We start from the raw sequence: 23,908 nt of genomic DNA, 5'->3' as shown, positions 1-23,908 counted from the left end.
AGGCCAGCTAGTTCAATGACGGTGGCGCTAGTTTTGTCCATTTTATATGGAGTAATCCGAACTGGGAAATTAGAAGTAATGTTGAATATATGGGCAGTATTTGGAATTGTATTATTAGTGTTAGCCATTCATGAGCTAGGGCACGTACTATTTGGATTGATAGGTGGTTTGAATTTTAAATTTATGACAGTAGGACCTATCACTGTTCAAAAGGAAAAAGGGAAATTACGCATTCGAGAAAATAAATTATGGGCGTACTTTGGTGGCGTGGTGATGTTAGCGCCGTCTTCTATAGAGACACCGAATCTTTCAAAGAAATGGGCGTGGATGACTTTAGGTGGGCCAATTATGAGTTTACTATTCGGTATTACTTCAGGTTACATATATATGGTGAGTTATTATCAATATCTTTTATATTTTTCCGTTTTCCACTTTGTGATTTTTGCAGTTACAATCGTGCCGATAAAAGGAACGCTTCTGAGTGATGGTATGCAATTTCTCATTTTAATTAAAGATGATGAAAAAGCTAAGCAGCATTTATATACGATTCAAATATCGAGTGAGTTATTTAGTTATAAAAGACCGAAAGATTGGGATGAGAGATTAGTAGAACTTAGTGAGGAAAAATTAAAAGAGGATAAAAGTATAAGAGAGATAATGAGCGGACTTATGCTCGTCTTTTATGCCCGAGCTGATCAAAGGGGAATGGAAAGAGCAATACCGTATATAGAACAAATTGTTCAACTATCTGTAACGAAGGAAAATAAATTTTTCGTTAGTAGTTTTCATAGTTGGTATCTTTTATATAAAGCTCTTTATCAGATAAATAGCCTTTCTCTGCAAGAGGCAAAGGAACATGCAAAGGCCATTACCAAAATGGATTTAAACGGATATTACCGTACACAAGGAATTATTAAATATTTAGAGGACGATATGGAAGCTTCTCGCATTTATATGAAGAAAGCTGATAAAGAATTGGAGAGCGCTGAGAAGAGTGGAATGGGATATTTACAAGTAGAGAGAGAATGGTTTGAGCAGCTACAGGCGAGGGTATCTTACGATGGGTGAGGTATCCTCTTTTTTATATGTCATCTTATAACGTTCCATAAACAGCCTAGGACGAGTAAAATAAGATAAGAAGAGCAAAGCTTGGAGGAAGTAAATATGGAAATTTTATCAATTGTTTTGATAGTCTTGCTCATTTATGTTGTTTTTAAAGTAGCATATATAGCATTAAAGATACTCGCGATCCTATTAATTATCTTTTTAATCGTAGAGTTCGGCAGTAAGTTGCTTGGGGGATAGGGTATGTTGTGTGTTTCAAGTGTCGAAGGTTGTCGTTAAATCGATATCTTGTGTCGAATCGTCGATATAATGAAAAAATCGTTGATATAAGTGGAGAAACGATCGATATATTTGAAAAATCGTTGATATATTTAAGTGAATACTAAGTGGGGTATATGGAAAAGAAGTTGCCGTGGAGGTAACTTCTTTTTATTTTGGTGATGGAGTATGAACAGGAAAGAATAGCAAACAAAAAAGCTGGAAGATATTCTTCCAGCTTACGAGTTACTTTCAATTTGACGACCATTTTCTTCTTCAGTGTCTTGTAAAAGATTGAATACATCTGCTAGGCAGAATGCGATAAACCAAGTCCATAGACCGTGGAAGAAAGCAGAGCTTAATTGAAGTGGTAATGTATAGTTTGTCATTGAGTAGGAAATACATCCACCAACGATTCCGATCATTGTTAATAACATTGTTTTTTGAGCATTTTCTTCTGGATTGAAGAGGAAGTAAATGTATCCGCCTAAAATTGAAGCGCTTACAAGTGTTTCGATTCCATTAAAAATGATATTCTCTCCAAGCTGAGTGTTTGTCCAGAAGCAAATCACACCGCCGATAATGGCAAACAGGACAGCTATTGTATATCGTATATATTGATTCATATGTTCATCTCCTTATGTAATAAGATGATTTGGAAGTCAAAAAGGTAGGTATAGTATATTGAAGTGAATTTTAGTTGTACGTATCTTTTTATAAAAAGATTAGTGAAGAATAACTAAGATGATCGGTTTTTAAACCGTTACGTGTATGGTGACTGAAATATACCCGACTTCTCGTTTCTTTTTGTTTGTAAAATATGAGAAACTTCCAAGTCTATATACTCTTTTTTTGTGAGTCTGTTTTCATTATAACACATTTAGGGACACAATAATAGAATTATCTGATTTTGTAATAAGTGTAAAAAATAAAAAGCGCAAGGAATGTTAGTTCCTTGCGCTTTTTTATATGCGTTTGAAACGGCCGACAATTTCAACTGTTTCAGTAATGTTCATGAATGCTTTGTTATCCACTTGACGGATAATACGTTTCATTTCGCCTAACTCATATCGAGTCACGACAGTGTAAATCATTTTTTTCTTATGGTTTGTATAGCCGCCGACAGCATCTACCATTGTCACCCCGCGTATGCCGTGATGTAATAGTGCGCTTTTTATTTCCTCACCTTTTTCTGTAACTGTCATTATCGTTAATTTAATATGTTTTGTATGCACGGCATCAATTACTTTGCTGACTACAAACCGGCTAATTAACGTATAAAGCGTAATATCCCATCCGAAAATAAATCCTGCTGCAACAAGTAAGATCAAGTTGAATCCAAAGATGATTGCTCCAATCGAAATATCTCGATGTTTTGCTACAATCAATCCAACGACATCAAAACCACCTGTTGAAGAAGCAAATCGGAATATGATTCCTGAAGCTGCTCCGCAAATTACACCACCGAATACAGAAGAAAGTAAAATATCGTCTGAAACTTGATGTACTGGGATAATGTTCATCGCTAAAGATGATACAGCTACAAAATACGCTGTTAAAAAGGTTGTCTTCTTGCCTAAGTAAAAGTGACTTAAAATAAGAAGAGGAATGTTTAGTAAAAAGATAAGTGCACCGATATTGTAATGCATTAAATAACCGATAATCATCCCTACACCAGCAAATCCACCGCTAATCATATTATGCGGGATAAAAAACATGTTCATCGAAATTGCATACAAAATAGAAGCTATGAAAATAACAACCAACTGTATCATAAATTCTAAGTGAAATGTTTTAGCTGCTGGGAAAGATAAAAAGGCGGTGTCGGGAACGTAATCGGCGTCTCCTAGTTGACCCATAGTATGTTTCATCTCCATATTCATTTTTGATTACAAGAAGAGAATAAAGGTTTTTTCAAAAACTGGCAATAGTTTTATTATAATGCAAAAATTTTATAAATTTCTAATAAATCAAGCCTATTCATTGATGTGCGTGAATATACTAAAGAAAGCGAATACAATGTTTCTTAATTATTGTTTTCTTGAGAAAATATGCAAAATACTTTTTTTGAAAATAAAAGGAAATAGAGAATATTTGCCCGATGTGCTAAAATGAGCTTATTAAGGATGTGAAGCGATGGAATTTTTATTGCAGGATGCAATTCTATATATATCGTTTGTAACAACGGCGCTTTGTTTATTAGAAGTTTTCTTCCTTGCCAATGTTTCTCGCTTTGTGCGTCAGCAAGCATCGAGCGGTAAACAAAGAGCTTTTGCGTTAGTTGATACATGTGAAGATAGTGCAGGAAATGTAACGCTATTTTCTATTTTTTATAAATATGGAATGATTCGTTCTGTTCGCAGACAAGAATCAAGTGAAGAGAATGACGAGGTCGGTCCGTATACACCAATGTTTCGCTAAATAATTACGAAACATTGGAGGAATGAACATGTTAAAATCATATCGAGCTGTGCTCGTTAGTTTATCATTATTACTTGTTTTTGTTTTATCTGGTTGCAGTAATGCGGCCCCAATTGATGCACATAGTACTGGGATTTGGGATCATTACTTTGTATATCCAATCTCGTTTATGATTCAATTTGTTGCTCATCATATACCTGGAGCTAGCTTCGGGATTGCGATCATTATCATGACGCTCGTTATTCGTTCAGCAATGATTCCATTAGCTGTTTCACAATACCGTAGCCAAGCGAAAATGAAAAAAATGCAACCTGAATTGCAGAAGCTAAAGAAAAAATACGGTGATGTAAGCAAAGATCTTGAAAAACAAAAGCAGTATCAAAAAGAAATGTCAGAACTAATGAAATCAGGCGGTTGGAATCCACTTGCTGGTTGTTGGCCAATTTTTATACAAATGCCGATTTTCTCTGCTTTGTATTATGCGATTAGCCGAACAGAAGAGATTCGCACATCTTCATTTTTATGGGTGAACTTAGGACATGCAGATCCATATCATATATTACCGATTATTGCAGCGTTAACGACATTTATTCAGATGAAAGTTTTCCAATCTAATATCACACCTGGAGAACAAGTACAAATGCTAAAAATGCAGCAAATTATGATGCCAGCAATGATTCTATTTATGGGATTTGCGGCGCCATCAGGTCTTGTACTGTATTGGATTACAGGTAACCTATTTACAATGACACAAACAATTGTATTAAGAAAAATAATGGAACGTGAAGAATTACAATTACAAAAAGCTTAGAACAACGCCGCTCGTGATGAGCGGTGTTTTTTTGTTAAGTCGTTAAGGGAATTTTAAGAAACCAATATTACTATAGGCATTGTATACGAAAGTGTACATGCTTTAGAAATATGAAGGAGGAAATTTCCTATGAAGAAGAAAACAGTTGGGTATTTAGCAATTGCAGGTGCTTTATCATTTGGAATTATAGGAGGAGTGGGTGTACCAGCATTTGCGGCAACGAATACTCCAGCAGCGGATCAGCCTACAAAAACGGTGAAGAAAGATTTAGATGACGCTACAAAACAAAAAGTGAAAACAATTATGGACGATACAAAGAAACAATTAGAGGAGCTAGGTGTAAAGCTACCTGAGAAAGAGAAACGAAAAGATATGTTTGCAGGATTAGATGATCAGGCGAAAGCAAAAGTGAAATCAATTTTAGAGCAAGAGAAATCTGGGAAGTTAACACGTGAACAAGCAAAAGAAGAATTAACAAAGCTAGGTGTGAAATTGCCGGAGAAGGGTAAACATAAGGATATGTTTGCAGGATTAGATGATCAGGCGAAAGCAAAAGCAAAGTCAATTTTAGAGCAAGAGAAATCCGGAAAATTAACACGTGAACAAGCAAAAGAAGAATTAACAAAGCTAGGCGTGAAATTGCCAGAGAAGGGTAAACATAAGGATATGTTTGCAGGATTAGATGATCAGGCGAAAGAAAAAGCGAAATCAATTTTAGAGCAAGAGAAATCCGGAAAATTAACACGTGAACAAGCAAAAGAAGAATTAACAAAGTTAGGCGTGAAACTTCCAGAGAAAGAGAAGCATGAAGACATCTTCGCGGGATTAGATGAAGCAACAAAGGCAAAAGCAAAAGCAGTTCTAGAAAATGAAAAGAAACAATTAGAGGAATTAAATGTGGATCTTCCGCATCATAAATTTTTTATGAAAAAAGAAGATAAATAATTGAGTTATGTATCTTTCGTGTGGGCAACCGGAAGGTACATGCGAGGACCGATTTCTACTTATAGAAATCGGTCTCTTTTAATGATTCAATAAAATTCTTTTCATTGTTAGTATGTATCCAAGGATGCAGTAGAAGATTGCAAAACCGATAAACACTTCCGTATATTGATATTTACCCAATACGTAGAAGGAAACAGCTGGCATAATAGCTACCGCTAAAATGCTATAACCAGGATACTTTTGCCGATGCATGATAGCGAATAGAACAGAGAGAAACGTAGCGATGATACAAAAGACAGCAATCATTATTGGTGCACCTCCTAAATGGATTGTACCATTTTTAGGGAAATGGAGAAGTGTCGTACCTTCTGTTATAATATAAGAAGAGAAATATTTCTTATGTTATATAAAAAATATATTGATTTTTTCTAACAATTCAATATAATGAACAATAACTACAAAATTCGACATCAAGAAGTGATGATGAGGACATGATCAATTTTTTACGATTCTCAGAGAGGGAAGCCTTTGGCTGTGAGCTTCCTAGTACGGGAAAATAGATTACCACCTATGAACTGCAGCAGTGAACGGATACCTAGTAATTGCTTGCCGGCAAAAACCGTTATTTAGACTTGAGAAATTGGTGAAGTATGTCACTTTGCGAATTGAAACAAGGGTGGAACCACGATTAAAACACTCGTCCCTTTTTTAGGGAGGAGTGTTTTTTTATTTCATTTTTGCATCACACTAGGATTGGAAGGAGGATACGCAGCATGCATCATGATGAGAAAAACAAAATTGGTTTAACAGTAGCGCTTTCTATCGTAGTAGGGACTATCATTGGATCTGGTGTGTTTATGAAACCAGGGAGCGTATTAGATTACTCAGGGAGTTCTAATATGGCTATTCTTGCTTGGGTAATTGGTGGTCTGTTGACACTAGCAAGTGGTTTAACAGTAGCTGAAATTGGAGCGCAAATCCCGAAAAATGGTGGGTTGTATACGTATTTAGAGGAGATTTACGGAAGTTTTTGGGGGTATTTATCAGGCTGGATGCAAACGATTGTGTATGGCCCAGCTATTATTGGAACGTTAGGGTTGTATTTTAGTTCTTTAATGATCAATTTTTTCTATTTAGATAAAGTATGGAATTTACCAATCGCAATTGGTACCGTTGTGTTCCTAGGCGTTGTAAATAGTATGGGGACAAAATATGGAGGTATCGTCCAAACGGTTACGACAATAGGGAAGATGATTCCGATCATTTTAATTGTTGTATTAGGCTTTTGGAAAGGAAATAGTGATATTTTTAACGTAGTAGTGCCGATATCAGAAAATCAAAGTATAGGTATGGCAATTTTAGCAACTTTATTTGCTTATGACGGTTGGATTTTACTCGCTTCCATCGGCGGGGAAATGAAGAATCCAACAAAGTTATTACCGAAGGCAATGACAGTTGGTATTTTAATTGTAACTGCTGCTTACGTATTAATTAACTTGGCGTTACTGAATGTATTACCAGCAACACAAATTGTAGACCTTGGAGAAAATGCAACAGCGACAGCTGCAGGCATGCTACTTGGAGAATATGGCGGAAAAATTATTAGTATCGGTATTATCGTTTCTATTTTCGGTTGTTTAAATGGAAAGATTTTAACGTTCCCACGTATCCCGATGTCGATGGCAGAACGTGGACAACTTCCATTTGCTAAGTTTATTGCAAAGGAAAGTCCAAGATTTAAAACACCAGCAAATGCGATTACTGTTGAAATCATTTTAGGAATTATTTTAATGATTATTAGTGATCCAAATAAGCTATCTGAGATTTCCGTATTCATTATTTATATTTTCTATGTAATGACGTTTATTGGTGTCTTCATTTTAAGAAAACGTAATAAGAATAAAGAGCGTGCATATAGTGTACCTTTATTCCCAATCGTACCAATCGTAGCGATTTTAGGTTCGTTCTTTGTAATTGGTAGTGCAATTATCAATGATCCGGTAAGTTGTTTCTTATCAATTGGAATTGTCTTTACGGGACTTCCGGTGTATTGGTATTTAAATAAGAAGAAAGAAACTGAATGATGGAGGGGTAGGTGTATAATGCGCCTACCTTTTTTATTGTAAAAAAATTGTACTTGCTTACAGTTTCTATTTTGGTTACTATAATCGTAGTAACCAAAATAGAAAGCGTGGGGAAAGACTTGAATTTTCGTGTATATATTTTAGCTATTGCGGCTTTCGTAGTCGGAACGGTTGAGCTAATTATAGGAGGAACGCTTGATTTAGTTGCCAATGATTTAGGAGTATCTATTAGCGCAGCTGGTCAGCTTATAACAATATTTTCAGTAGTATTTGCTTTATCAGGTCCAGTTTTATTAGCGGTAACAGGAAAGTTTGAAAGAAAAACATTATACATTGGGGCATTATTGATTTTCTTAATCGGAAATATTATTTCAGCATTTAGTGTAAATTACGAAATGTTAATGTTCTCAAGGGTCATTTGTGCGGCGAGTGGTTCATTAATTATTGCGCTATCTGTAACACTTGCTTCTAGTGTTGTAGAACCGCATTTTCGTGCGCGTGCAATTGGAATCATTTTCATGGGGATTAGTGGCTCTCTCGTACTTGGGGTACCACTTGGTCTTGTGCTCGGCAATGCATATGGATGGCGTGCACCATTTGTATTCATTTCGATATTAACAGTTATGGCAATCGCTTGTATTTCATTATTCTTAACGAAAGTACCGCCGACATCGGTGTTATCAATAAGAGATCAAATTGCTACGTTGAAAGATAAAAAAATTGTGAGTGCACAGTTAACATCATTTTTATTTTTAACAGGTCATTTAACACTGTATGCATATTTAACACCATTTTTAAAAGATGTGATGCATGTGGAAGCGAACTGGATTAGTGTGTTTTACTTCATTTTCGGAATCGCAGCGGTACTTGGAGGCGGCCTTGGGGGCTTGCTTGCTGATAAATGGGGATCGAAGAAAAGTATTATTTCCATCATTATCGTATTTGCATGTGCAATCTTTATGTTGCCAATGATGACATTTTCATTCCCGCTCTTCATTATTATGATGGGACTTTGGAGTATGCTGAGCTGGGCTATTTCACCAGCACAACAAAATTACTTAATTGAAATTGCACCAGAATCAGCTGGTATTCAGCAAAGTTTAAATAACTCTGCCCTTCACTTAGGAATTGCGCTCGGTTCAACAGTAGGCGGAGTTGTTATTGAAAAATCATCTGTTATATATAACGCTTGGGTAGGCGGTGGCTTTATTATATTAGCACTGCTTTGTGCAATATTCTCGATTACGAGAGGGCGTTCTACTCAGTTTGTGAAAGAAGAATCTATCGTTTGATAGGTTCTTTTTTTATTTGTAAAAAATGGAAGGTTTTAATAGGTGAACGGAGAAGGATGTATATAGCGAGGTGATGGAAAATGGCATATGATTTAGTTGGAGCTATATTGGCACTACTACCGATAGTTGTAGTCGTGTTTGTTCTTAGATGGGTTCGTTTCATTTATCAAAATTCAGAGAAACAGGTGGAGCAAAATGAGAAAATCATTGAGCTGTTGATGGATATAAAGGAACAAAACGAAAAGGAGTCTAAGTAAAAAACTAGACTCCTTTTCATTATTCAACTAGTACCTTAACTTCATAAGCAAACTTTTAATTTCCTCATCTTGCATAAAGAGGTCATGGTGCTTCTGGGTAATTTTCGCAAGTGCAACGTCATGATAGAAGAATTCTGTAAAGAACTTCACGAAAGGTTGTGACATTGTTTTCATCGCTTGCCATGATTCTTGCTCTACACCAGCAAATAAAATTTCGCGGTCGTCAACGATGAGTAGCAAGTAGCGCTCTAATGCGTTAGGTTCTTCAGCGGGGATTAGAAAATGCATGTTTTCTAACTTTGTTTCTACTTTTCCAACTATAAGGGACTCAATTTGGACGCCTTGTTTTGCTTTTTGTTCTAGTAAAGGAAGGTATTCTGAAAGAGTATCATTCCAAGCTGAAATACGAATCGATTCTTTTGCACTTTCAATGAGCTCTTTACTTTGAACTCGAATAGAAGATTGCATCTTTAAGCTCCACACACGGTCATCAGTAAATGATTTTTTTGATATATTCGTTTCTAAGTCTTTAATATTTGATTGGAATTCTGTCGTTAATTTTTCAATTGCTAGTTTTAGTGGCAATGCTGTATACAACTTTTTCTTTTCTGAAACAGAATCCATTACCATTCCTTTATCTATCAGGCGTGCTAGCACTTCATATATTTTTGCTTTTGGAACACCAGAGTGCTTCACAATTGTTGTAGCATCTAACGGTTCATTGCTTGATACGACAACTTCATAAGCTTGGCTTTCATATTGTGAGAAACCGAATTTTTGTAACATAGTTCCCTCCGAACGAATGAGATTATATAGTTTAAGGATAATGAACTATTTGTTTTTACACAAGTGTTAGGAGTATTCCTATGTGAATGGGGTGAGAATTAATTTCAATTTTTTAATTTTATCCATTATACTTAATATAGTGATTAATATGATTATAATACAACGATAAGGGGATGCTAGGGGGAAGATGTTGAGAAGTTTACGTTTAAAAATTGCGGTAGTATTTTCAGTACTTATTTCTATGATGTTCGTAGTATTGGGTACAGCTATGTATCAATTACAGAAAGAGAAAGAAGTAAGTTCCTTAGACCAGTATTCTCAAAATACGATGGATCTTGTGACAGAGCAACTTACGACATTTGTTCAAAGAACTGATGAAGATATGGGGTATTATGCGAACAGTGAGATGATTCGTAATATGATTCAAGATGGAGTTACTCCAGAAGAGGAAGCGTTTTTGACGAAAGAGTTTTTGGAGTATAAAAAGAACCATCCTGGTATTTTAGATTTATATATTGGTACGAAAGATAAAAAAACATTAAGTGCCAATCTTGCTGAAGGTGGAAAGGTGCCGGAAGGATATGATCCAACGACAAGACCGTGGTATAAAGATTCAGAGGCTGATGTGAAAAAGGTTCATTGGGGACAACCTTCATATGAAATCGCGACAGGAAAGTTAAGTGTAGGGGTTTCTAAAGCTATTACGTCTCAAGATGGATCTGTATTAGGCGTTGTTGCGATGGATGTATCGCTCGGAACAATTCAGAAGTTACTTCATAATATTCAATACAATAATGACGGAGAAATGTTTATTATAAATGATAAAAATATAGCTCTTGTTTACCCAGAAAAGATAGGGAAAGATATTTCTAAAGAGCCATTGCTGAAGAGTTTAAATAAAGATGTCACAAAATATGCTGAAACTACATTAAAAGGTGAAGATGTAGTTGTCTATAGTCAGTTATTTGATGCGATGAAATGGAAGATAGGAATTTTTTATCCGAAACAAACGATTGATGGATTGTTAAGTAGTATGAGAAATACAGTCATTATAATGGGATGTATTAGTTTATTAGTTGGAATAGTAGCTTCTTATTTATTCTCAAGAAGATTAGCAAGACCACTGCAATTATTAACGAATCACGTTCAAAAAGTAGCAGAAGGAGATTTAACACTGCAAATGAAAGTGACAAGTAAAGATGAGGTTGGAGAGCTGACGAACCATTTTAATCATATGGTTGGGCAAATGAATGAAATGGTAAGTAAAATTAAAAATAGTGTATCAACAGTGCAGCAATCAACGAATAATCTCCATTATTTAACGAATGAAACGGTGGCCGCTAGTAGAGAAGTGTCAGGTGCAATGGATGATGTGAGCGGGGGAGCTTCTACTCTTGCCAATAGTGTAGATGAAGTTTCAGCTCAGCTTGAGAACATGGCGCAGTCAGTGGAAGAAATGAATAGCTCCGTTGGTGAAATAGAAGGAGTGGCTGGTAAAGCGGAAAAGGCATCTAAGCAAGGGTTAAATACGATGCAGAATTTAGTTCGTACAAGAGGAGAGTCATCTTCGATTGTTGTTCATACAGAGGAAGCATCTGGTAAGTTAGAGCAAAAAGTCGGATCGATTCAAAATGTTGTAGAGCTTATAAAAGGTATTTCGGATCAAACGAACTTACTTGCTTTAAACGCTTCGATTGAAGCAGCACGTGCAGGTGAGCAAGGTAAGGGATTTGCAGTTGTGGCTGAAGAAGTTCGAAAGTTAGCGGAACAATCAAAAGAGGCAACAGGAGAAATCGCAACAATGATTGGCGATGTCCAATTAGAAGTAAAACGAGTTGTAGAGGTCGTAAGTAAATTGAAAGATATTGCTGATATACAAAATAAAGTGACGACAGAGGCAGAGGCGGAATTCCGTACAATTATGTCGGTTGTAAATACGATTAGTATCTCAGTTGAAAAAATTGTAGAAGAAGTAAACAATATAGGTCACGAGCAAGGTGAAATTACAGAGGTAATGCATACAATTGCTAGTACGAGTCAAGAAAGTGCAGCTGTATCTGAAGAGGTAAATGCTGCAACTGAATCTCAAGTGAATCATCTAGAAAAGGTAGCTCATACGATGGAAAGCTTGACGGAGCACATGAGAGACTTAGAAAGATTAGTTGAGCAATTTAAAATAGAGGAATAACAAATTAGTAAAATGATGAGGATTTCGGTAAAATAGACAATGGATATATAAGAAGCAAGTATAGGAGGAAGACTACTATGGCAATTGTTGACGTTTCGATTATTCCAGTAGGAACAGGTAATCCAAGTGTTAGTGAATATGTAGCAGAAGTACAAAAGGTGCTAGAGAAAAATGCAGATCGCGTGAAGTATCAATTAACACCGATGAATACAGTTATTGAAGGAGATCTTCCTGTCATTCTAGAAGTAATTCAACAAATGCATGAAGTTCCCTATACGAAAGGTGCACAACGCGTTGCAACAACAATTCGTATCGATGATCGTCGTGATAAAGTAAGCACAATGGAGAAGAAATTAAACTCTGTTCGATCAAAATTATAAGAAAAAGCAGCGATCTTCGCTGCTTTTTTTCATATAGGAGGTAGATAAGATGAGTGAAAAGTTTAACGAACAATTTGATGGGTTGTTAGAGAAATACACGGAACTATTACTTGGAGAGAGCAATGAAGAAAGAAAAGAACAGGTGCAGAAGTGGGCACTGTATTCTTACATAGCTAAGACGATGCCGGCTTTAGTTAAGCATTGGAATGAGACGTATCCCGATGCGAAAGAAGAAATGGTACAGTTAATTTCGGATATAAAAAAGATAAATGAAGAGAAGCGAAATGAAAAATAAGAGAGCTTGAGGTGAATGTCACCTTAAGCTTTTTTTATCTCGTAAAAGCCCGATTGGTGAGGGTTAATAATTAGAGGGGGAGGGCCCGCCTTATTCTAATTGAATTTTCACTTTATTAATATCTTTATATAATTTATATGGAATATAAAGGGTTTTATAGACATGTCGAATATTTTCGACATGTCTATTTGAGGCCCAGTAAACCCGTTTTTTCTAAATGTCGAAAAATATTCCCTTTATATTTGTAAGCAAGAATATAAGGTTTTAAATGTTTTTATAGTATTTTATAAATTGTCTAAATAATTATTTGTATCAAATAATTTTAAAGAATGATATAATTTCGAAGAGGGGTAAAAAACAGATAAATTACAGTCATAGGGGTGAATTACATGGAACAATTAATGCGAAATTCGTTTCTTTTCTTGTCAAAAAATAAAGCGCTAACAAAGTTAGCTAAAAAGTACGGTTTACGCTTTGGAGCAGGTCGTTTTGTCGCAGGGGAGACAATCGAATTAGCGACAGCAGCTATTAAACAATTGAACAAGCAAGGCCTTTGTGTAACGATCGATTATTTAGGTGAATTTGTTGATAACGAAGCGGAAGCAAATGAAATGGCTAGCGAATCGATTGAAGCGATTCGTGCAATTGGAAGAGAAGGTCTTAATTCGCAGCTTTCTTTAAAGATGACTTCTATGGGATTAGATATCTCTGATGAAATCGTAATGAACAATATGCGCCGTATTTTAGAAGCTGGAAAAGAAAATGGTGTGTTTATTACAATTGATATGGAAGACTATACGCGCTGCGGGAAAACAATTGAGATCTTTAAACAATTAAAATCTGAATACGATAATATTGGTACAGTTATTCAAGCTTACTTATATCGTACAGAAAAAGATATGGAAGAATTAAATGCTTATAGTCCTAATTTACGTCTTGTAAAAGGAGCTTATAAAGAACCTGAAGATGTAGCGTTCCCGGATAAGAAAGATGTAGATGATAACTATAAAAAAATTATTAAAATGCACTTATTAAATGGAAATTATACTGCAATTGCTTCACATGACGAAGCAATTATTGAATATACGAAAAAACTTGCCGAAGAACACAATATTCCAAGAGACCAATTTGAATTCCAAATGTTATATGGTATTCGTAATGAGCGTCAACTTGAGCTTGTAAAAGAAGGCTACAAGATGCGTGTTTATGTACCTTATGGAAACGACTGGTATGGCTATTTCATGCGCCGTCTAGCAGAGCGTCCAGCGAACGTTGCGTTCGTATTAAAAGGTATGGTTAAAAAATAACCAAGGAGAACATACTCCTTGGTTATTTTAATTGCTTAAATGCGTAATGTGCCATTTTCTTCGTATCAGGATATAGTTGCGCGCGAGTAGAAGATAATACGACGTTAATAACGCGTTTACCGTCTTTCTCATCAACAGTTACGACCGTATATTTTCCGAGTGCAGATAAACCGCTTTTACTTCCAATCGCATATGGATCGTCATATAGTTCCTCTCGTCCATAGTTTGCGATTTTTGGAGAGCGTTCAGAAGTATGTAGAGTTGTATTTACTGAATTCATGTATTGTAAAACGATTGGGTATTTTAATGCTTCTTTCGTAATAATGGCAATGTCATATGGTGATACTTTATTTCCAAGTGCATCAGCACCACTTGCGTTTTTGAAAGTTGCATGCTTTGTACCAAGTTCCTTCGCTCTAGCATTCATCATTTTCACAAACTCATTTTTTGATCCCGCGATATGTTCTGCAATTGACTCAGAGATTGGGTCTGCACTAATGATAAGCATAAGTTTTAATGCCTCATCCCGTTTTAATTTTTCCCCAGCACGCAGCTTAATTTTTTTACTTTGACTTTCTGTTTTTATTGCGTTTTCTGTAACTGTAATTTCTTCATCTTCTTTTACATTCTCTAGTAAGAGAAGGGTTGTCATCATTTTGGCTATACTAGCCGGATAAGAGCGTTCATCTTCGCGTTTGCCATACAAAATTTCACCTGTGTCTGCATCGATTGTAATTCCGTATTGCCCCGTAATACTAGGCTGATCAACTCTTACAGTTTGTTGTCTTTGTGCATAAGAGAAGAAAATCATCCCTGTAAATAGTGTAGCAATCATTACAATCATAACTATTGTTCGTTTCATCATCGTTCCCTCTTTTGTTTTCCATATGTACAAATAAATTGGGCAGAAAAAGCAGCCATTAATCATTATGCCACGTTTTCTGCCCAAAAATATACCGTTATTTTTCGCCCATATTATGCTTCTTATATTGTTGGTTATTACCTTGACGGCCCTTTTCCACACCGTGATTATGTGGACCTGCATTTCCAGTTACACTCGCTGCACTAATTCCAGCTTTTGAGGGGTTCTTCTTAAGTTTTGCCATATATATTCCTCCAGTTTCGTCAGATTGTAAAAAGGAAAAGTGCATTTTAGTGAAGAAAATACACATATATAGCATGGGCAAATAAAAGAAAAATATTTATTTCAGAAAATTTTATCAATAAATATATTGCGAAAATTTAAACAGTATCATATATTTATTAGTAGAGGCTCACTCATTGATTGCGACTTATGTCGAAAAATTGAATGAGCATTCATTCAAGGATAGGGGGAGAATTGGATGTTCCAAATTAAAAAGGCTGCTGTTCTAGGTTCAGGCGTAATGGGTTCAGGGATTGCGGCACACTTAGCTAATATTGGTATTCCGACATTATTGCTTGATATTGTACCACCTGCGCTAACAAAAGAAGAGGAAGCGAAGGGACTTACATTAGAACATAAAAGTGTGAGAAATCGTTTTAGTAATACGGCTGTGCAAAAACTATTAAAGCAAAAACCAGCTCCTCTGACAGTGAAAGGAAATTTAGCACTGATTGAAGCAGGTAACTTAGAAGATGATCTTGAGCGTCTAGCTGATGTAGATTGGATTATTGAAGTAGTAGTTGAAAACTTAGATATTAAAAAGAAACTATTTGAAAAAGTAGATGCTGTTCGTAAACCGGGTTCTATTGTAAGCTCGAATACGTCAGGCATTTCAGTAGAAAAAATGGCAGAAGGTCGTTCAGACGACTTCCAGAAGCACTTCTTAGGCACACACTTTTTTAACCCACCACGATATTTAAAACTTCTAGAGGTAATACCGACGAAAGAAACAGATCCACAAGTATTAAGCTTCATGAAACTATTTGGCGAAGATGTTCTTGGAAAAGGCGTTGTTATCGCAAAAGACACACCAAACTTTATTGGAAACCGCATTGGTACGTACGGCTTGCTTGTAACGCTTCAAGAAATGATTAAGCGTGGCTATAGCATTGGAGAAGTTGATTCTGTAACAGGCCCACTTATTGGCCGTCCGAAGAGCGCAACGTTCCGCACATTAGATGTTGTTGGTTTAGATACATTCGTACACGTTGCAAATAACGTATATGAAAACGTACAAGAAGAAGAGCGTGATGTATTTAAAGTACCAACTTTCATGCATGACATGCTTGATAAAAAATGGCTTGGAAGTAAAACTGGTCAAGGCTTCTTCTTAAAACAAGGAAAAGAAATTTTAGAATTAAATCCTGAAACGATGGAATACGAAGCGCGCAAAAAATTAAAAGCTGCATCCGTAGAGTTAAGTAAGCAAGAAAAAGGATTAGCGAATAAATTGAAAGCGCTTGTATACGCGAAAGACCGCGCAGGTGAGTTGTTATGGAATATCATCACACCAACTCTTTTATACTCTGCAAAGCTTCATAAAGAAATTGCTGACGATATCGTGGCAATTGATCAAGCGATGAAATGGGGCTTCGGTTGGGAGCAAGGACCATTTGAAATTTGGGATGCAATCGGCGTTGAAAAATCGATTCAAAAGATGGAAGAAAACGGCGTAAATGTACCAGCTTGGGTAAAAGAAATGGTAGAGAAAGGTTTTACTACTTTCTATAAACATGATAACGGCGATAGCTACTATTACGATAATGGTGAATATAAGCTAATCGAGCGTAATAAAAAAGCAATTTCTCTTAAACAATTAAAAGAGAAAAATGGCGTATTAAAGAAAAATAGCGGCGCGAGCTTAATTGATTTAGGTGACGGCATCCTTTGCTTAGAATTCCATTCGAAGAGCAATGCAATCGGTATGGATATTACACAAATGATTAACTACGCTGTTGATGAAGTAGAAAAGAATTATAAAGGTCTTGTTATCGGGAACCAATCGAAGAACTTCTGTGTTGGTGCTAACCTTGCAATGATTTTAATGGAAGCACAAGACGACAATTACTTTGAAATTGAGTTGGTTGTGAAAAACTTCCAAGATGCAATGACGAAAATTAAGTACTCTTCTAAGCCAGTTGTAGCAGCTCCATACGGTATGACACTTGGTGGTGGTACAGAAGTTTGCTTACCGGCTGCTAGCATTCAAGCTTCTAGTGAAACGTATATGGGCTTAGTAGAAGTTGGTGTTGGCTTAATCCCTGGCGGAGGCGGTAATAAAGAGCTATACATTAAACACTTAAATAAAATGCCAAACGGTGTAGAGTTTGATCTGCAAAAAGTTGCGAATAAAGTGTTCGAATCTGTAGCGATGGCGAAAGTTTCTACATCAGCACAAGAAGCTGTATCGAACAACTTCTTAGGCGATAAAGACGGTATTAGTGTGAATGGTGATCACTTACTATATGATGCGAAACAGAAAGCACTTGCTTTATATGAAGCTGGCTATAAAGCACCGATTCGTAAAAAGATACCAGTTGTTGGCGAAACAGGATATGCAACTCTTGTACTTGGTGCAGAAGCAATGCATTTATCTGGTTACATTTCTGAACATGATCTTCACATTGCGAAGAAACTTGCATATGTCATTGCGGGCGGAAAAGTGCCGTACGGAACAGAAGTTGATGAGCAGTATTTATTAGATGTAGAACGTGAAGCATTTATTAGCTTAGTAAGTGAGATGAAATCACAAGCAAGAATGCAGCACATGCTTGTAAAAGGAAAGCCATTACGTAACTAATAACGAGGGGAGATATCGTTCATGAGAGAAGCTGTCATTGTTGCGGGAGCAAGAACACCAATTGGAAAAGCAAAGAGGGGTTCATTAAAAACAGTTCGTCCTGACGATCTAGGGGCGTTAGTAGTAAAGGAAACGTTAAAGCGTGCGAATTATGAAGGACCAATCGATGATTTAATTTTCGGTTGTGCGATGCCAGAAGCAGAGCAAGGTTTAAATATGGCTCGTAATATCGGCGGATTAGCAGGGCTTTCTTACGATGTTCCAGCTATTACAATCAACCGTTACTGTTCTTCAGGTTTACAAAGTATTGCTTATGGAGCAGAGCGCATTATGCTTGGACACTCTGAAGCTGTATTATCAGGCGGAGCGGAATCAATGAGCTTAGTTCCGATGATGGGACACGTCGTTCGTCCGAATAGTCGCCTTGTAGAAGCGGCTCCAGAATATTATATGGGCATGGGACATACAGCAGAGCAAGTTGCTGTGAAATATGGAATTTCTCGTGAAGAGCAAGATGCATTTGCAGTAAGAAGTCATCAACGTGCTGCAAAAGCATTAGCTGCTGGTAACTTTGCTGATGAAACAGTATCTGTAGATGTGACGTTACGCTCGGTTGGCTCAAACAATAAACTGCAAGAAGAAACAATCATTTTCGCACAAGACGAAGGTGTAAGAGCAGAGACGACGCTAGACATTTTAGGTAAATTACGTCCAGCATTTAACGTTCGCGGTTCTGTAACGGCTGGTAACTCTTCACAAATGAGTGACGGTGCAGCATCTGTACTATTAATGGATCGTGAAAAAGCAGTGAGCGATGGTATGAAGCCACTTGCGAAATTCCGTTCATTTGCAGTAGCTGGCGTACCACCAGAAGTAATGGGAATTGGCCCAATCGCTGCAATTCCAAAAGCGTTAAAATTAGCTGGTTTAGAGCTATCTGATATCGGCCTATTCGAACTAAATGAAGCATTCGCTTCTCAATCAATCCAAGTTATTCGTGAACTTGGTTTAGATGAAGAAAAAGTAAACGTAAACGGTGGTGCAATCGCACTTGGACATCCACTTGGCTGTACAGGAGCAAAACTAACACTATCTCTTATTCACGAAATGAAACGCCGCAACGAACAATTCGGTATCGTAACAATGTGTATCGGCGGCGGAATGGGAGCAGCGGGAGTGTTTGAATTACTATAAAAAGTGGAAGTGGCTCGTTCAGAATGTGAGGGGGATGGAGCTTCAGACGTAGAGGCGCTTTTTGCCTCGCAGGAAGAAGCGAAGCCACCGAATATTCTAGCCGCTGGAACTGGATTATAAAAAAAGTGGAAGTGGCTCGCTCAGAACAGGAGGGCGTTGGAAGCCCTGACGAAGAGGCGTTTTTTGCCTCACAGGAAGGGGTGAAACGACCGACTGTTTTAGCCACTGGAACTGGATTGTAAAAAAGTGGAAGTGACTTGTTCAGAACAGGAGGGCGTTGGAAGCCCTGACGAAGAGGCGCTTTTTGCCTCACAGGAAGGGGTGAAACGACCGACTGTTTTAGCCACTGGAACTGGATTATGAAAAAAAGAATGGAAGCAACAAAGGTTTATAAAAAATAAACGGGAGAGCCAGTTTCTTTCAAAAAGAGAGAAGCGGCTCATGAAAATATGAAGGAGGAAATTTTCATGGAAAAAACAGTAGGAAATGCGGTTAAAGGCGGTAGCTTTTTAGTTGATGAGATTACGATTGATCAAGTGTTTACGCCAGAAGATTTTTCATCTGAGCATAAAATGATTGCAAAAACGACAGAGGACTTTATCGTAAATGAAGTTCTTCCAGAGCTTGAATATTTAGAGCAACATGAGTTTGATCGTTCTGTTCGTCTTTTAAAAGAAGCTGGGGAACTTGGTTTATTAGGTGCTGACGTACCAGAAGAGTACGGTGGAATTGGTCTTGATAAAGTAAGCTCAGCGTTAATCGCAGAGAAATTCTCTCGCGCTGGTGGTTTTGCAATTACTCACGGTGCTCACGTAGGTATTGGATCGTTACCGATCGTATTATTCGGTAACGAAGAGCAAAAGAAAAAGTATTTACCATTACTTGCAACTGGTGAAAAATTAGCTGCATACGCATTAACAGAGCCAGGTTCAGGATCTGACGCATTAGGTGCAAAAACAACTGCACGTTTAAATGCAGAAGGTACACATTACGTATTAAATGGTGAAAAACAGTGGATTACAAATTCTGCATTCGCTGACGTATTTATCGTATATGCAAAAATCGATGGAGAGCACTTCTCAGCATTTATCGTAGAGAAAGAATATGCTGGCGTATCTACAAGCCCAGAAGAAAAGAAAATGGGTATTAAATGTTCTTCAACTCGTACGTTAATTTTAGAAGATGCATTAGTACCAAAAGAGAACTTACTTGGTGAAATCGGTAAAGGTCATATTATCGCGTTCAACATTTTAAATATCGGTCGTTATAAATTAGGTGTTGGTACAGTTGGATCTGCGAAACGTGCAGTAGAAATTTCAGCACAATATGCAAACCAACGTCAACAGTTCAAACAACCAATCGCTCGCTTCCCATTAATTCAAGAGAAACTTGCGAATATGGCAGCGAAAACATATGCAGCTGAAAGCTCTGTATATCGTACAGTAGGTTTATTCGAAAGCCGCATGAGCACATTATCTGAAGAAGAAGTGAAAGACGGTAAAGCAGTAGCAGCTTCTATCGCTGAATATGCAATCGAGTGCTCTTTAAATAAAGTATTCGGTTCTGAAGTATTAGACTATACAGTAGATGAAGGTGTTCAAATTCACGGTGGTTACGGATTTATGGCAGAATACGAGATTGAAAGAATGTACCGCGATTCTCGTATTAACCGTATTTTCGAAGGAACGAACGAAATTAACCGCCTAATCGTACCAGGTACGTTCTTACGTAAAGCGATGAAAGGTGAATTACCACTTCTTCAAAAAGCACAAAAATTACAAGAAGAGTTAATGATGATGATGCCAGAAGAAGTAGGCGATGAGCCATTAGCACTTCAAAAATATTTAGTAACTAACGCGAAGAAAATCGGCTTAATGGTAGCTGGATTAGCGGCTCAAAAATACGGTAAAGCATTAGATAAAGAGCAAGAAATTCTTGTGAATATCGCTGACATCGTAAGCAACCTTTATGCAATGGAATCAGCTGTTCTTCGTACAGAAAAAGCAATTAAAACAACTGGTCTTGAAAAGAATAAACAAAAAGTGTTATACACTGAAGTATTCTGCCAAGAAGCATTCAACGAAATCGAAGCAGATGCGAAAGAAACACTTATCGCAGTTGAAAACGGCGACATGCTGCGCATGATGTTATCATCATTACGTAAATTAACTCGCCACACGCCACTTAACGTAATTCCGAAGAAACGTGAAATCGCTGCGAAAATTTTAGAAGATGAGCGTTATACAGTTTAATAGATGAAAAGGAACCAGTGGCCGTTTGGCTGCTGGTTTTTTTATTGATGGATTCTTGAAAAGGGTTGTTTTACATATGTATTTGTAAACAGCTCTTTTTCATGGAGGGATAGGAGATGAAGTTAATAAAAGTAGGAACAGTTCATCAAATCGCATTTTTACCGCGTCTATTTCCGATTAACTGTTACTTTGTCGAAGAAGAAACAGGATTAACGTTAATTGATGCAGCTTTGCCATTTTGTGCAAAGAAGATTTTAGAAGCGGCTCGAAAACTAGGAAAACCGATTACGAATATCGTTATAACACATGCACATGATGACCATGTAGGAGCGCTTGATGCTATAAAACAAGAACTGCCGAATGTTTCGGTCTATATTTCTGAAAGAGATGCTCGTTTACTTGAAGGGGATTTGTCACTGCAACTCGGAGAACCAGGCACGCAAGTAAAAGTGAGTGTGTCAAAAAGGATAAAGACGATTCCAGATATCCTTCTTCAAGAGGGAGATCAAATTGGTTCACTTGTAGCAATTGCAGCCCCAGGCCATACACCAGGATCAATGGCGTTTTTAGACACGAGAAATGATGCGCTCATTGTTGGAGATGCATTTCAAACGAGAGGAGGAGTGGCGGTAGCAGGACAGTTGATGTGGCTTTTTCCGTTTCCTATGTTTGGTACGTGGGATGCAGAAGTTTCATTAAAAAGCGCTCAGAAATTGCTAGAGTATAAGCCGTCTATATTAGCGACAGGGCATGGGAAGATGATTAAAAATCCGTTAGTGCAAATGCAACGGGCGATTGAAGAAGCGGAAAGGAATTTAACTAGAAAGAGCCTTTAATTGTTTAGAGGCTCTTTTTTGCTAAATGATATTATTTTGTGGGTTTTAAGTATGTGTATATCGCTAATAGGAAACCGAAAAACATAAATATAAAAGGGTCTTGGCTTGGGTTAGGGTCATAGCTATCTTGCACCTTAGTAAGAAAATCATGTGTTTTCATGTTTACCTCTCCTTTTATTCATAAGGTTTAGTATGAAGTGGGGATCATGATGTGGAAGTAAGAAATTTTTATTTTATAATTATTATATAACAATATAATTCCTAAAACTATAGAATACAAAGCGTTCATAATATGTAAAATTGCATATTATTCTTTTTGAAATTTTTGTTATATTATCCTTATATTTATATTAAAGGATTTTTGTTAAGGTAATGAAAACAAATGGAGGAATAGTATGAGTAAAACGGTGTTAGAAGCGTATAGTGTGGAAAGGAAAATAGATAATATAACATATAAAAATCTATTTGTAATGATAGCAATCATTTTAGGATTCTTACTTCTAGGAGGGTTATTCCTTGGTTTAGCTTTTGGGATTTATGGTGAGGAAGCGTTGCGTGATAATTTAGAAGGGTACTATTTCCTTTTATTAGATGCAGCTGTTGTTGCTATCGTTTTATTAGCTTATAAACCAGTTCTTCATTTTATTAAATATATTTGGGATTTATCCGTTTTGAAGAATGGGAAGACATATTTATATCTATTAATTGGTTTTATGGTTATTGCGTTATCACAATATTTAATGTTACATGTGTTTAGTTTTGAAAGTGCAGCAGAACAACAGAAACAATTAGGGAGCTTAGGACTTCAAAATAGTCTACAAAGTATTATATATGTGTTAAGTGTTGCTATAATTACACCGGTTAAAGAAGAAATTCTATTTCGAGGTATTTTATATCGATTTTTAGAAAAGAAATATAATTTTTTAGTTGGTATCATTATTTCTTCCTTCATTTTTGGAATTCTTCATGGAGGTCTTCTAATTACGGCGACGATTATGGGGATTGTGTTTGCGATGTTATACAAAAAGACGCAATCTATTATACCTAGTATTATTTTACACATTGTATGGAATTTACTTGTGAGTATAAGTATGATTGTATCTCTATAAAATTGAACGAATATTTAGCATAAAAGATGGATGGCCTAGCTATGCATCTTTTATTTTGTTTATAGGTAGGAGAAGTTAATTCATGCATGTATATAATCCAAAAAGAACCAAATACTAATGACGAATGAACAAAGAAAGGCAGGAGTATTCCATGCAAAATTTAACAGAGCTTGAAGTAGAAAACTTACGTCATTTAATCGGTGGACACGCAACAATTATTAACAAGTTGGAGCAGTATGCACAGACGTGTACAGATCCAGAGTTGAAACAAATGCTACAAAAGGATGCGCAAGATGCACGAAATACGAAGCAACAATTAATGACTTTTTTAGGATAGGAGGAAGCGAGAAATGAATGAAAAAGATATGGTAAATGATTATTTAGCAGGATTAAATGCAAGTTTAACAAGTTATGCAAATTATATTGCTCAGTCTGATAATGAACAGTTACACCAAACATTAATTCAAATTCGTAATCAAGATGAAATGCGCCAACGTAATATGTATGAGTACGCAAAGCAAAAGAGTTATTACAAACCGGCAGCACCTGCGAATCCAATGATTGTGCAGCAATTAAAAGGCCAATTAAGTGCGGAATAATGGGATGAAAAAAACGAGCGAATGAAGTGAAGTGACCCCTAAAAGTTAGACACGGTTATTTCATTAGGCAGCTTGATCCAAATGAGTCCGGTATTGCACCGGGC

Annotated in this window: 25 protein-coding genes and 1 other annotated feature; of the genes, 19 read left to right on the top strand and 6 right to left on the bottom strand. The window is 36.7% G+C overall.

The window, feature by feature from the left end; translation table 11 throughout:
* Nucleotides 1–15: 15 nt before the first annotated feature.
* Nucleotides 16–1,068, top strand: a complete 1,053-nt coding sequence (locus JDS81_RS13305) for a site-2 protease family protein (RefSeq protein ID WP_141499353.1) — start codon at nt 16–18, stop codon at nt 1,066–1,068.
* A 96-nt stretch (nt 1,069–1,164) separates the two neighbouring features.
* Nucleotides 1,165–1,305 carry a DUF3985 family protein gene (locus tag JDS81_RS13300; RefSeq protein WP_097954415.1) on the top strand — a complete coding sequence of 47 codons (141 nt, stop codon included), beginning with the start codon at nt 1,165–1,167 and terminating at the stop codon, nt 1,303–1,305.
* 257 nt (nt 1,306–1,562) lie between these two features.
* On the opposite strand, the gene JDS81_RS13295 is transcribed toward JDS81_RS13300, so the two are convergent.
* Entirely contained in the window at nt 1,563–1,949 is a 387-nt protein-coding gene (locus JDS81_RS13295; protein WP_001077779.1) for a DUF3938 domain-containing protein, read from the bottom strand.
* Between the two features lie 339 nt (nt 1,950–2,288).
* On the bottom strand, nt 2,289–3,182 hold the full coding sequence (locus JDS81_RS13290) for a YitT family protein (protein ID WP_000530041.1): 894 nt from the start codon (nt 3,180–3,182) through the stop codon (nt 2,289–2,291).
* 277 nt (nt 3,183–3,459) lie between these two features.
* On the opposite strand from JDS81_RS13290, the gene JDS81_RS13285 reads away from it, so the two are divergent.
* The 3 genes from JDS81_RS13285 to JDS81_RS13275 all read left to right on the top strand — a co-directional run bounded on the left by JDS81_RS13285 (nt 3,460) and on the right by JDS81_RS13275 (nt 5,500).
* Nucleotides 3,460–3,744 (top strand): hypothetical protein, encoded by a 285-nt coding sequence (locus JDS81_RS13285; protein WP_000394928.1) that lies wholly within the window; start codon nt 3,460–3,462, stop codon nt 3,742–3,744.
* A 28-nt stretch (nt 3,745–3,772) separates the two neighbouring features.
* Entirely contained in the window at nt 3,773–4,555 is a 783-nt protein-coding gene (gene yidC / locus JDS81_RS13280) for a membrane protein insertase YidC (protein WP_000920530.1), read from the top strand.
* A gap of 129 nt (nt 4,556–4,684) precedes the next feature.
* Nucleotides 4,685–5,500, top strand: a complete 816-nt coding sequence (locus tag JDS81_RS13275) for a hypothetical protein (RefSeq protein WP_097954416.1) — start codon at nt 4,685–4,687, stop codon at nt 5,498–5,500.
* A gap of 78 nt (nt 5,501–5,578) precedes the next feature.
* Here the strand turns inward: JDS81_RS13275 and JDS81_RS13270 are convergent, their stop codons facing one another.
* Nucleotides 5,579–5,806 carry a hypothetical protein gene (locus JDS81_RS13270; RefSeq protein ID WP_097954417.1) on the bottom strand — a complete coding sequence of 76 codons (228 nt, stop codon included), beginning with the start codon at nt 5,804–5,806 and terminating at the stop codon, nt 5,579–5,581.
* A gap of 165 nt (nt 5,807–5,971) precedes the next feature.
* Nucleotides 5,972–6,208, top strand: a binding site (T-box leader).
* A gap of 65 nt (nt 6,209–6,273) precedes the next feature.
* On the opposite strand from JDS81_RS13270, the gene JDS81_RS13265 reads away from it, so the two are divergent.
* The 3 genes from JDS81_RS13265 (at nt 6,274) to JDS81_RS13255 (ending at nt 9,133) form a co-directional block, all read left to right on the top strand.
* Nucleotides 6,274–7,584, top strand: coding sequence for an APC family permease (locus JDS81_RS13265; RefSeq protein WP_000546326.1), 1,311 nt, complete (start codon nt 6,274–6,276; stop codon nt 7,582–7,584).
* A 107-nt stretch (nt 7,585–7,691) separates the two neighbouring features.
* Entirely contained in the window at nt 7,692–8,876 is a 1,185-nt protein-coding gene (locus JDS81_RS13260) for an MFS transporter (RefSeq protein WP_142316339.1), read from the top strand.
* A gap of 80 nt (nt 8,877–8,956) precedes the next feature.
* On the top strand, nt 8,957–9,133 hold the full coding sequence (locus JDS81_RS13255) for a hypothetical protein (RefSeq protein ID WP_097954418.1): 177 nt from the start codon (nt 8,957–8,959) through the stop codon (nt 9,131–9,133).
* Between the two features lie 27 nt (nt 9,134–9,160).
* Here JDS81_RS13255 and JDS81_RS13250 read toward each other — a convergent pair whose 3' ends face one another.
* On the bottom strand, nt 9,161–9,919 hold the full coding sequence (locus JDS81_RS13250; RefSeq protein WP_097954419.1) for a TrmB family transcriptional regulator: 759 nt from the start codon (nt 9,917–9,919) through the stop codon (nt 9,161–9,163).
* A 187-nt stretch (nt 9,920–10,106) separates the two neighbouring features.
* Here JDS81_RS13250 and JDS81_RS13245 point away from each other — a divergent pair, with 187 nt between their 5' ends.
* From JDS81_RS13245 to JDS81_RS13230, 4 genes are all read left to right on the top strand, one after another.
* Nucleotides 10,107–12,107 carry a methyl-accepting chemotaxis protein gene (locus JDS81_RS13245; RefSeq protein WP_097954420.1) on the top strand — a complete coding sequence of 667 codons (2,001 nt, stop codon included), beginning with the start codon at nt 10,107–10,109 and terminating at the stop codon, nt 12,105–12,107.
* A 77-nt stretch (nt 12,108–12,184) separates the two neighbouring features.
* A complete protein-coding gene (locus tag JDS81_RS13240) occupies nt 12,185–12,487 on the top strand; it encodes an MTH1187 family thiamine-binding protein (RefSeq protein WP_001018862.1) in 303 nt (100 codons plus the stop codon).
* A 49-nt stretch (nt 12,488–12,536) separates the two neighbouring features.
* The gene (locus JDS81_RS13235; protein ID WP_001290590.1) at nt 12,537–12,782 is read left to right on the top strand and encodes a YusU family protein; all 246 of its coding nucleotides are present in this window, start codon (nt 12,537–12,539) and stop codon (nt 12,780–12,782) included.
* A 389-nt stretch (nt 12,783–13,171) separates the two neighbouring features.
* On the top strand, nt 13,172–14,089 hold the full coding sequence (locus JDS81_RS13230) for a proline dehydrogenase family protein (RefSeq protein WP_000436777.1): 918 nt from the start codon (nt 13,172–13,174) through the stop codon (nt 14,087–14,089).
* 22 nt (nt 14,090–14,111) lie between these two features.
* Here JDS81_RS13230 and JDS81_RS13225 read toward each other — a convergent pair whose 3' ends face one another.
* Together JDS81_RS13225 and JDS81_RS13220 are read right to left on the bottom strand one after the other, a co-directional pair.
* Entirely contained in the window at nt 14,112–14,951 is an 840-nt protein-coding gene (locus JDS81_RS13225; RefSeq protein WP_097954421.1) for a D-alanyl-D-alanine carboxypeptidase family protein, read from the bottom strand.
* Nucleotides 14,952–15,048: 97 nt separating this feature from the next.
* The gene (locus JDS81_RS13220) at nt 15,049–15,195 is read right to left on the bottom strand and encodes a YuzL family protein (RefSeq protein WP_001096344.1); all 147 of its coding nucleotides are present in this window, start codon (nt 15,193–15,195) and stop codon (nt 15,049–15,051) included.
* Nucleotides 15,196–15,432: 237 nt separating this feature from the next.
* Here JDS81_RS13220 and JDS81_RS13215 point away from each other — a divergent pair, with 237 nt between their 5' ends.
* From JDS81_RS13215 to JDS81_RS13185, 7 genes are all read left to right on the top strand, one after another.
* The gene (locus tag JDS81_RS13215; RefSeq protein ID WP_097954422.1) at nt 15,433–17,814 is read left to right on the top strand and encodes a 3-hydroxyacyl-CoA dehydrogenase/enoyl-CoA hydratase family protein; all 2,382 of its coding nucleotides are present in this window, start codon (nt 15,433–15,435) and stop codon (nt 17,812–17,814) included.
* Nucleotides 17,815–17,835: 21 nt separating this feature from the next.
* Nucleotides 17,836–19,008 carry an acetyl-CoA C-acetyltransferase gene (locus tag JDS81_RS13210; protein WP_001206331.1) on the top strand — a complete coding sequence of 391 codons (1,173 nt, stop codon included), beginning with the start codon at nt 17,836–17,838 and terminating at the stop codon, nt 19,006–19,008.
* Nucleotides 19,009–19,475: 467 nt separating this feature from the next.
* Entirely contained in the window at nt 19,476–21,260 is a 1,785-nt protein-coding gene (locus tag JDS81_RS13205; RefSeq protein ID WP_000416287.1) for an acyl-CoA dehydrogenase family protein, read from the top strand.
* A 116-nt stretch (nt 21,261–21,376) separates the two neighbouring features.
* Nucleotides 21,377–22,096, top strand: a complete 720-nt coding sequence (locus JDS81_RS13200) for an MBL fold metallo-hydrolase (RefSeq protein ID WP_000767046.1) — start codon at nt 21,377–21,379, stop codon at nt 22,094–22,096.
* 395 nt (nt 22,097–22,491) lie between these two features.
* Nucleotides 22,492–23,205, top strand: a complete 714-nt coding sequence (locus JDS81_RS13195) for a CPBP family intramembrane glutamic endopeptidase (protein ID WP_000048028.1) — start codon at nt 22,492–22,494, stop codon at nt 23,203–23,205.
* A 151-nt stretch (nt 23,206–23,356) separates the two neighbouring features.
* Nucleotides 23,357–23,542 carry a hypothetical protein gene (locus JDS81_RS13190; RefSeq protein ID WP_001180553.1) on the top strand — a complete coding sequence of 62 codons (186 nt, stop codon included), beginning with the start codon at nt 23,357–23,359 and terminating at the stop codon, nt 23,540–23,542.
* 13 nt (nt 23,543–23,555) lie between these two features.
* On the top strand, nt 23,556–23,804 hold the full coding sequence (locus JDS81_RS13185; protein ID WP_001002985.1) for a spore coat protein: 249 nt from the start codon (nt 23,556–23,558) through the stop codon (nt 23,802–23,804).
* Nucleotides 23,805–23,908: the final 104 nt, after the last annotated feature.

The sequence above is a fragment of the Bacillus cereus group sp. N31 genome, assembly GCF_016483245.1.
In the GTDB taxonomy this organism is placed as follows: domain Bacteria; phylum Bacillota; class Bacilli; order Bacillales; family Bacillaceae_G; genus Bacillus_A; species Bacillus_A toyonensis.
This window is presented reverse-complemented; position numbering and strand designations above follow the sequence as displayed.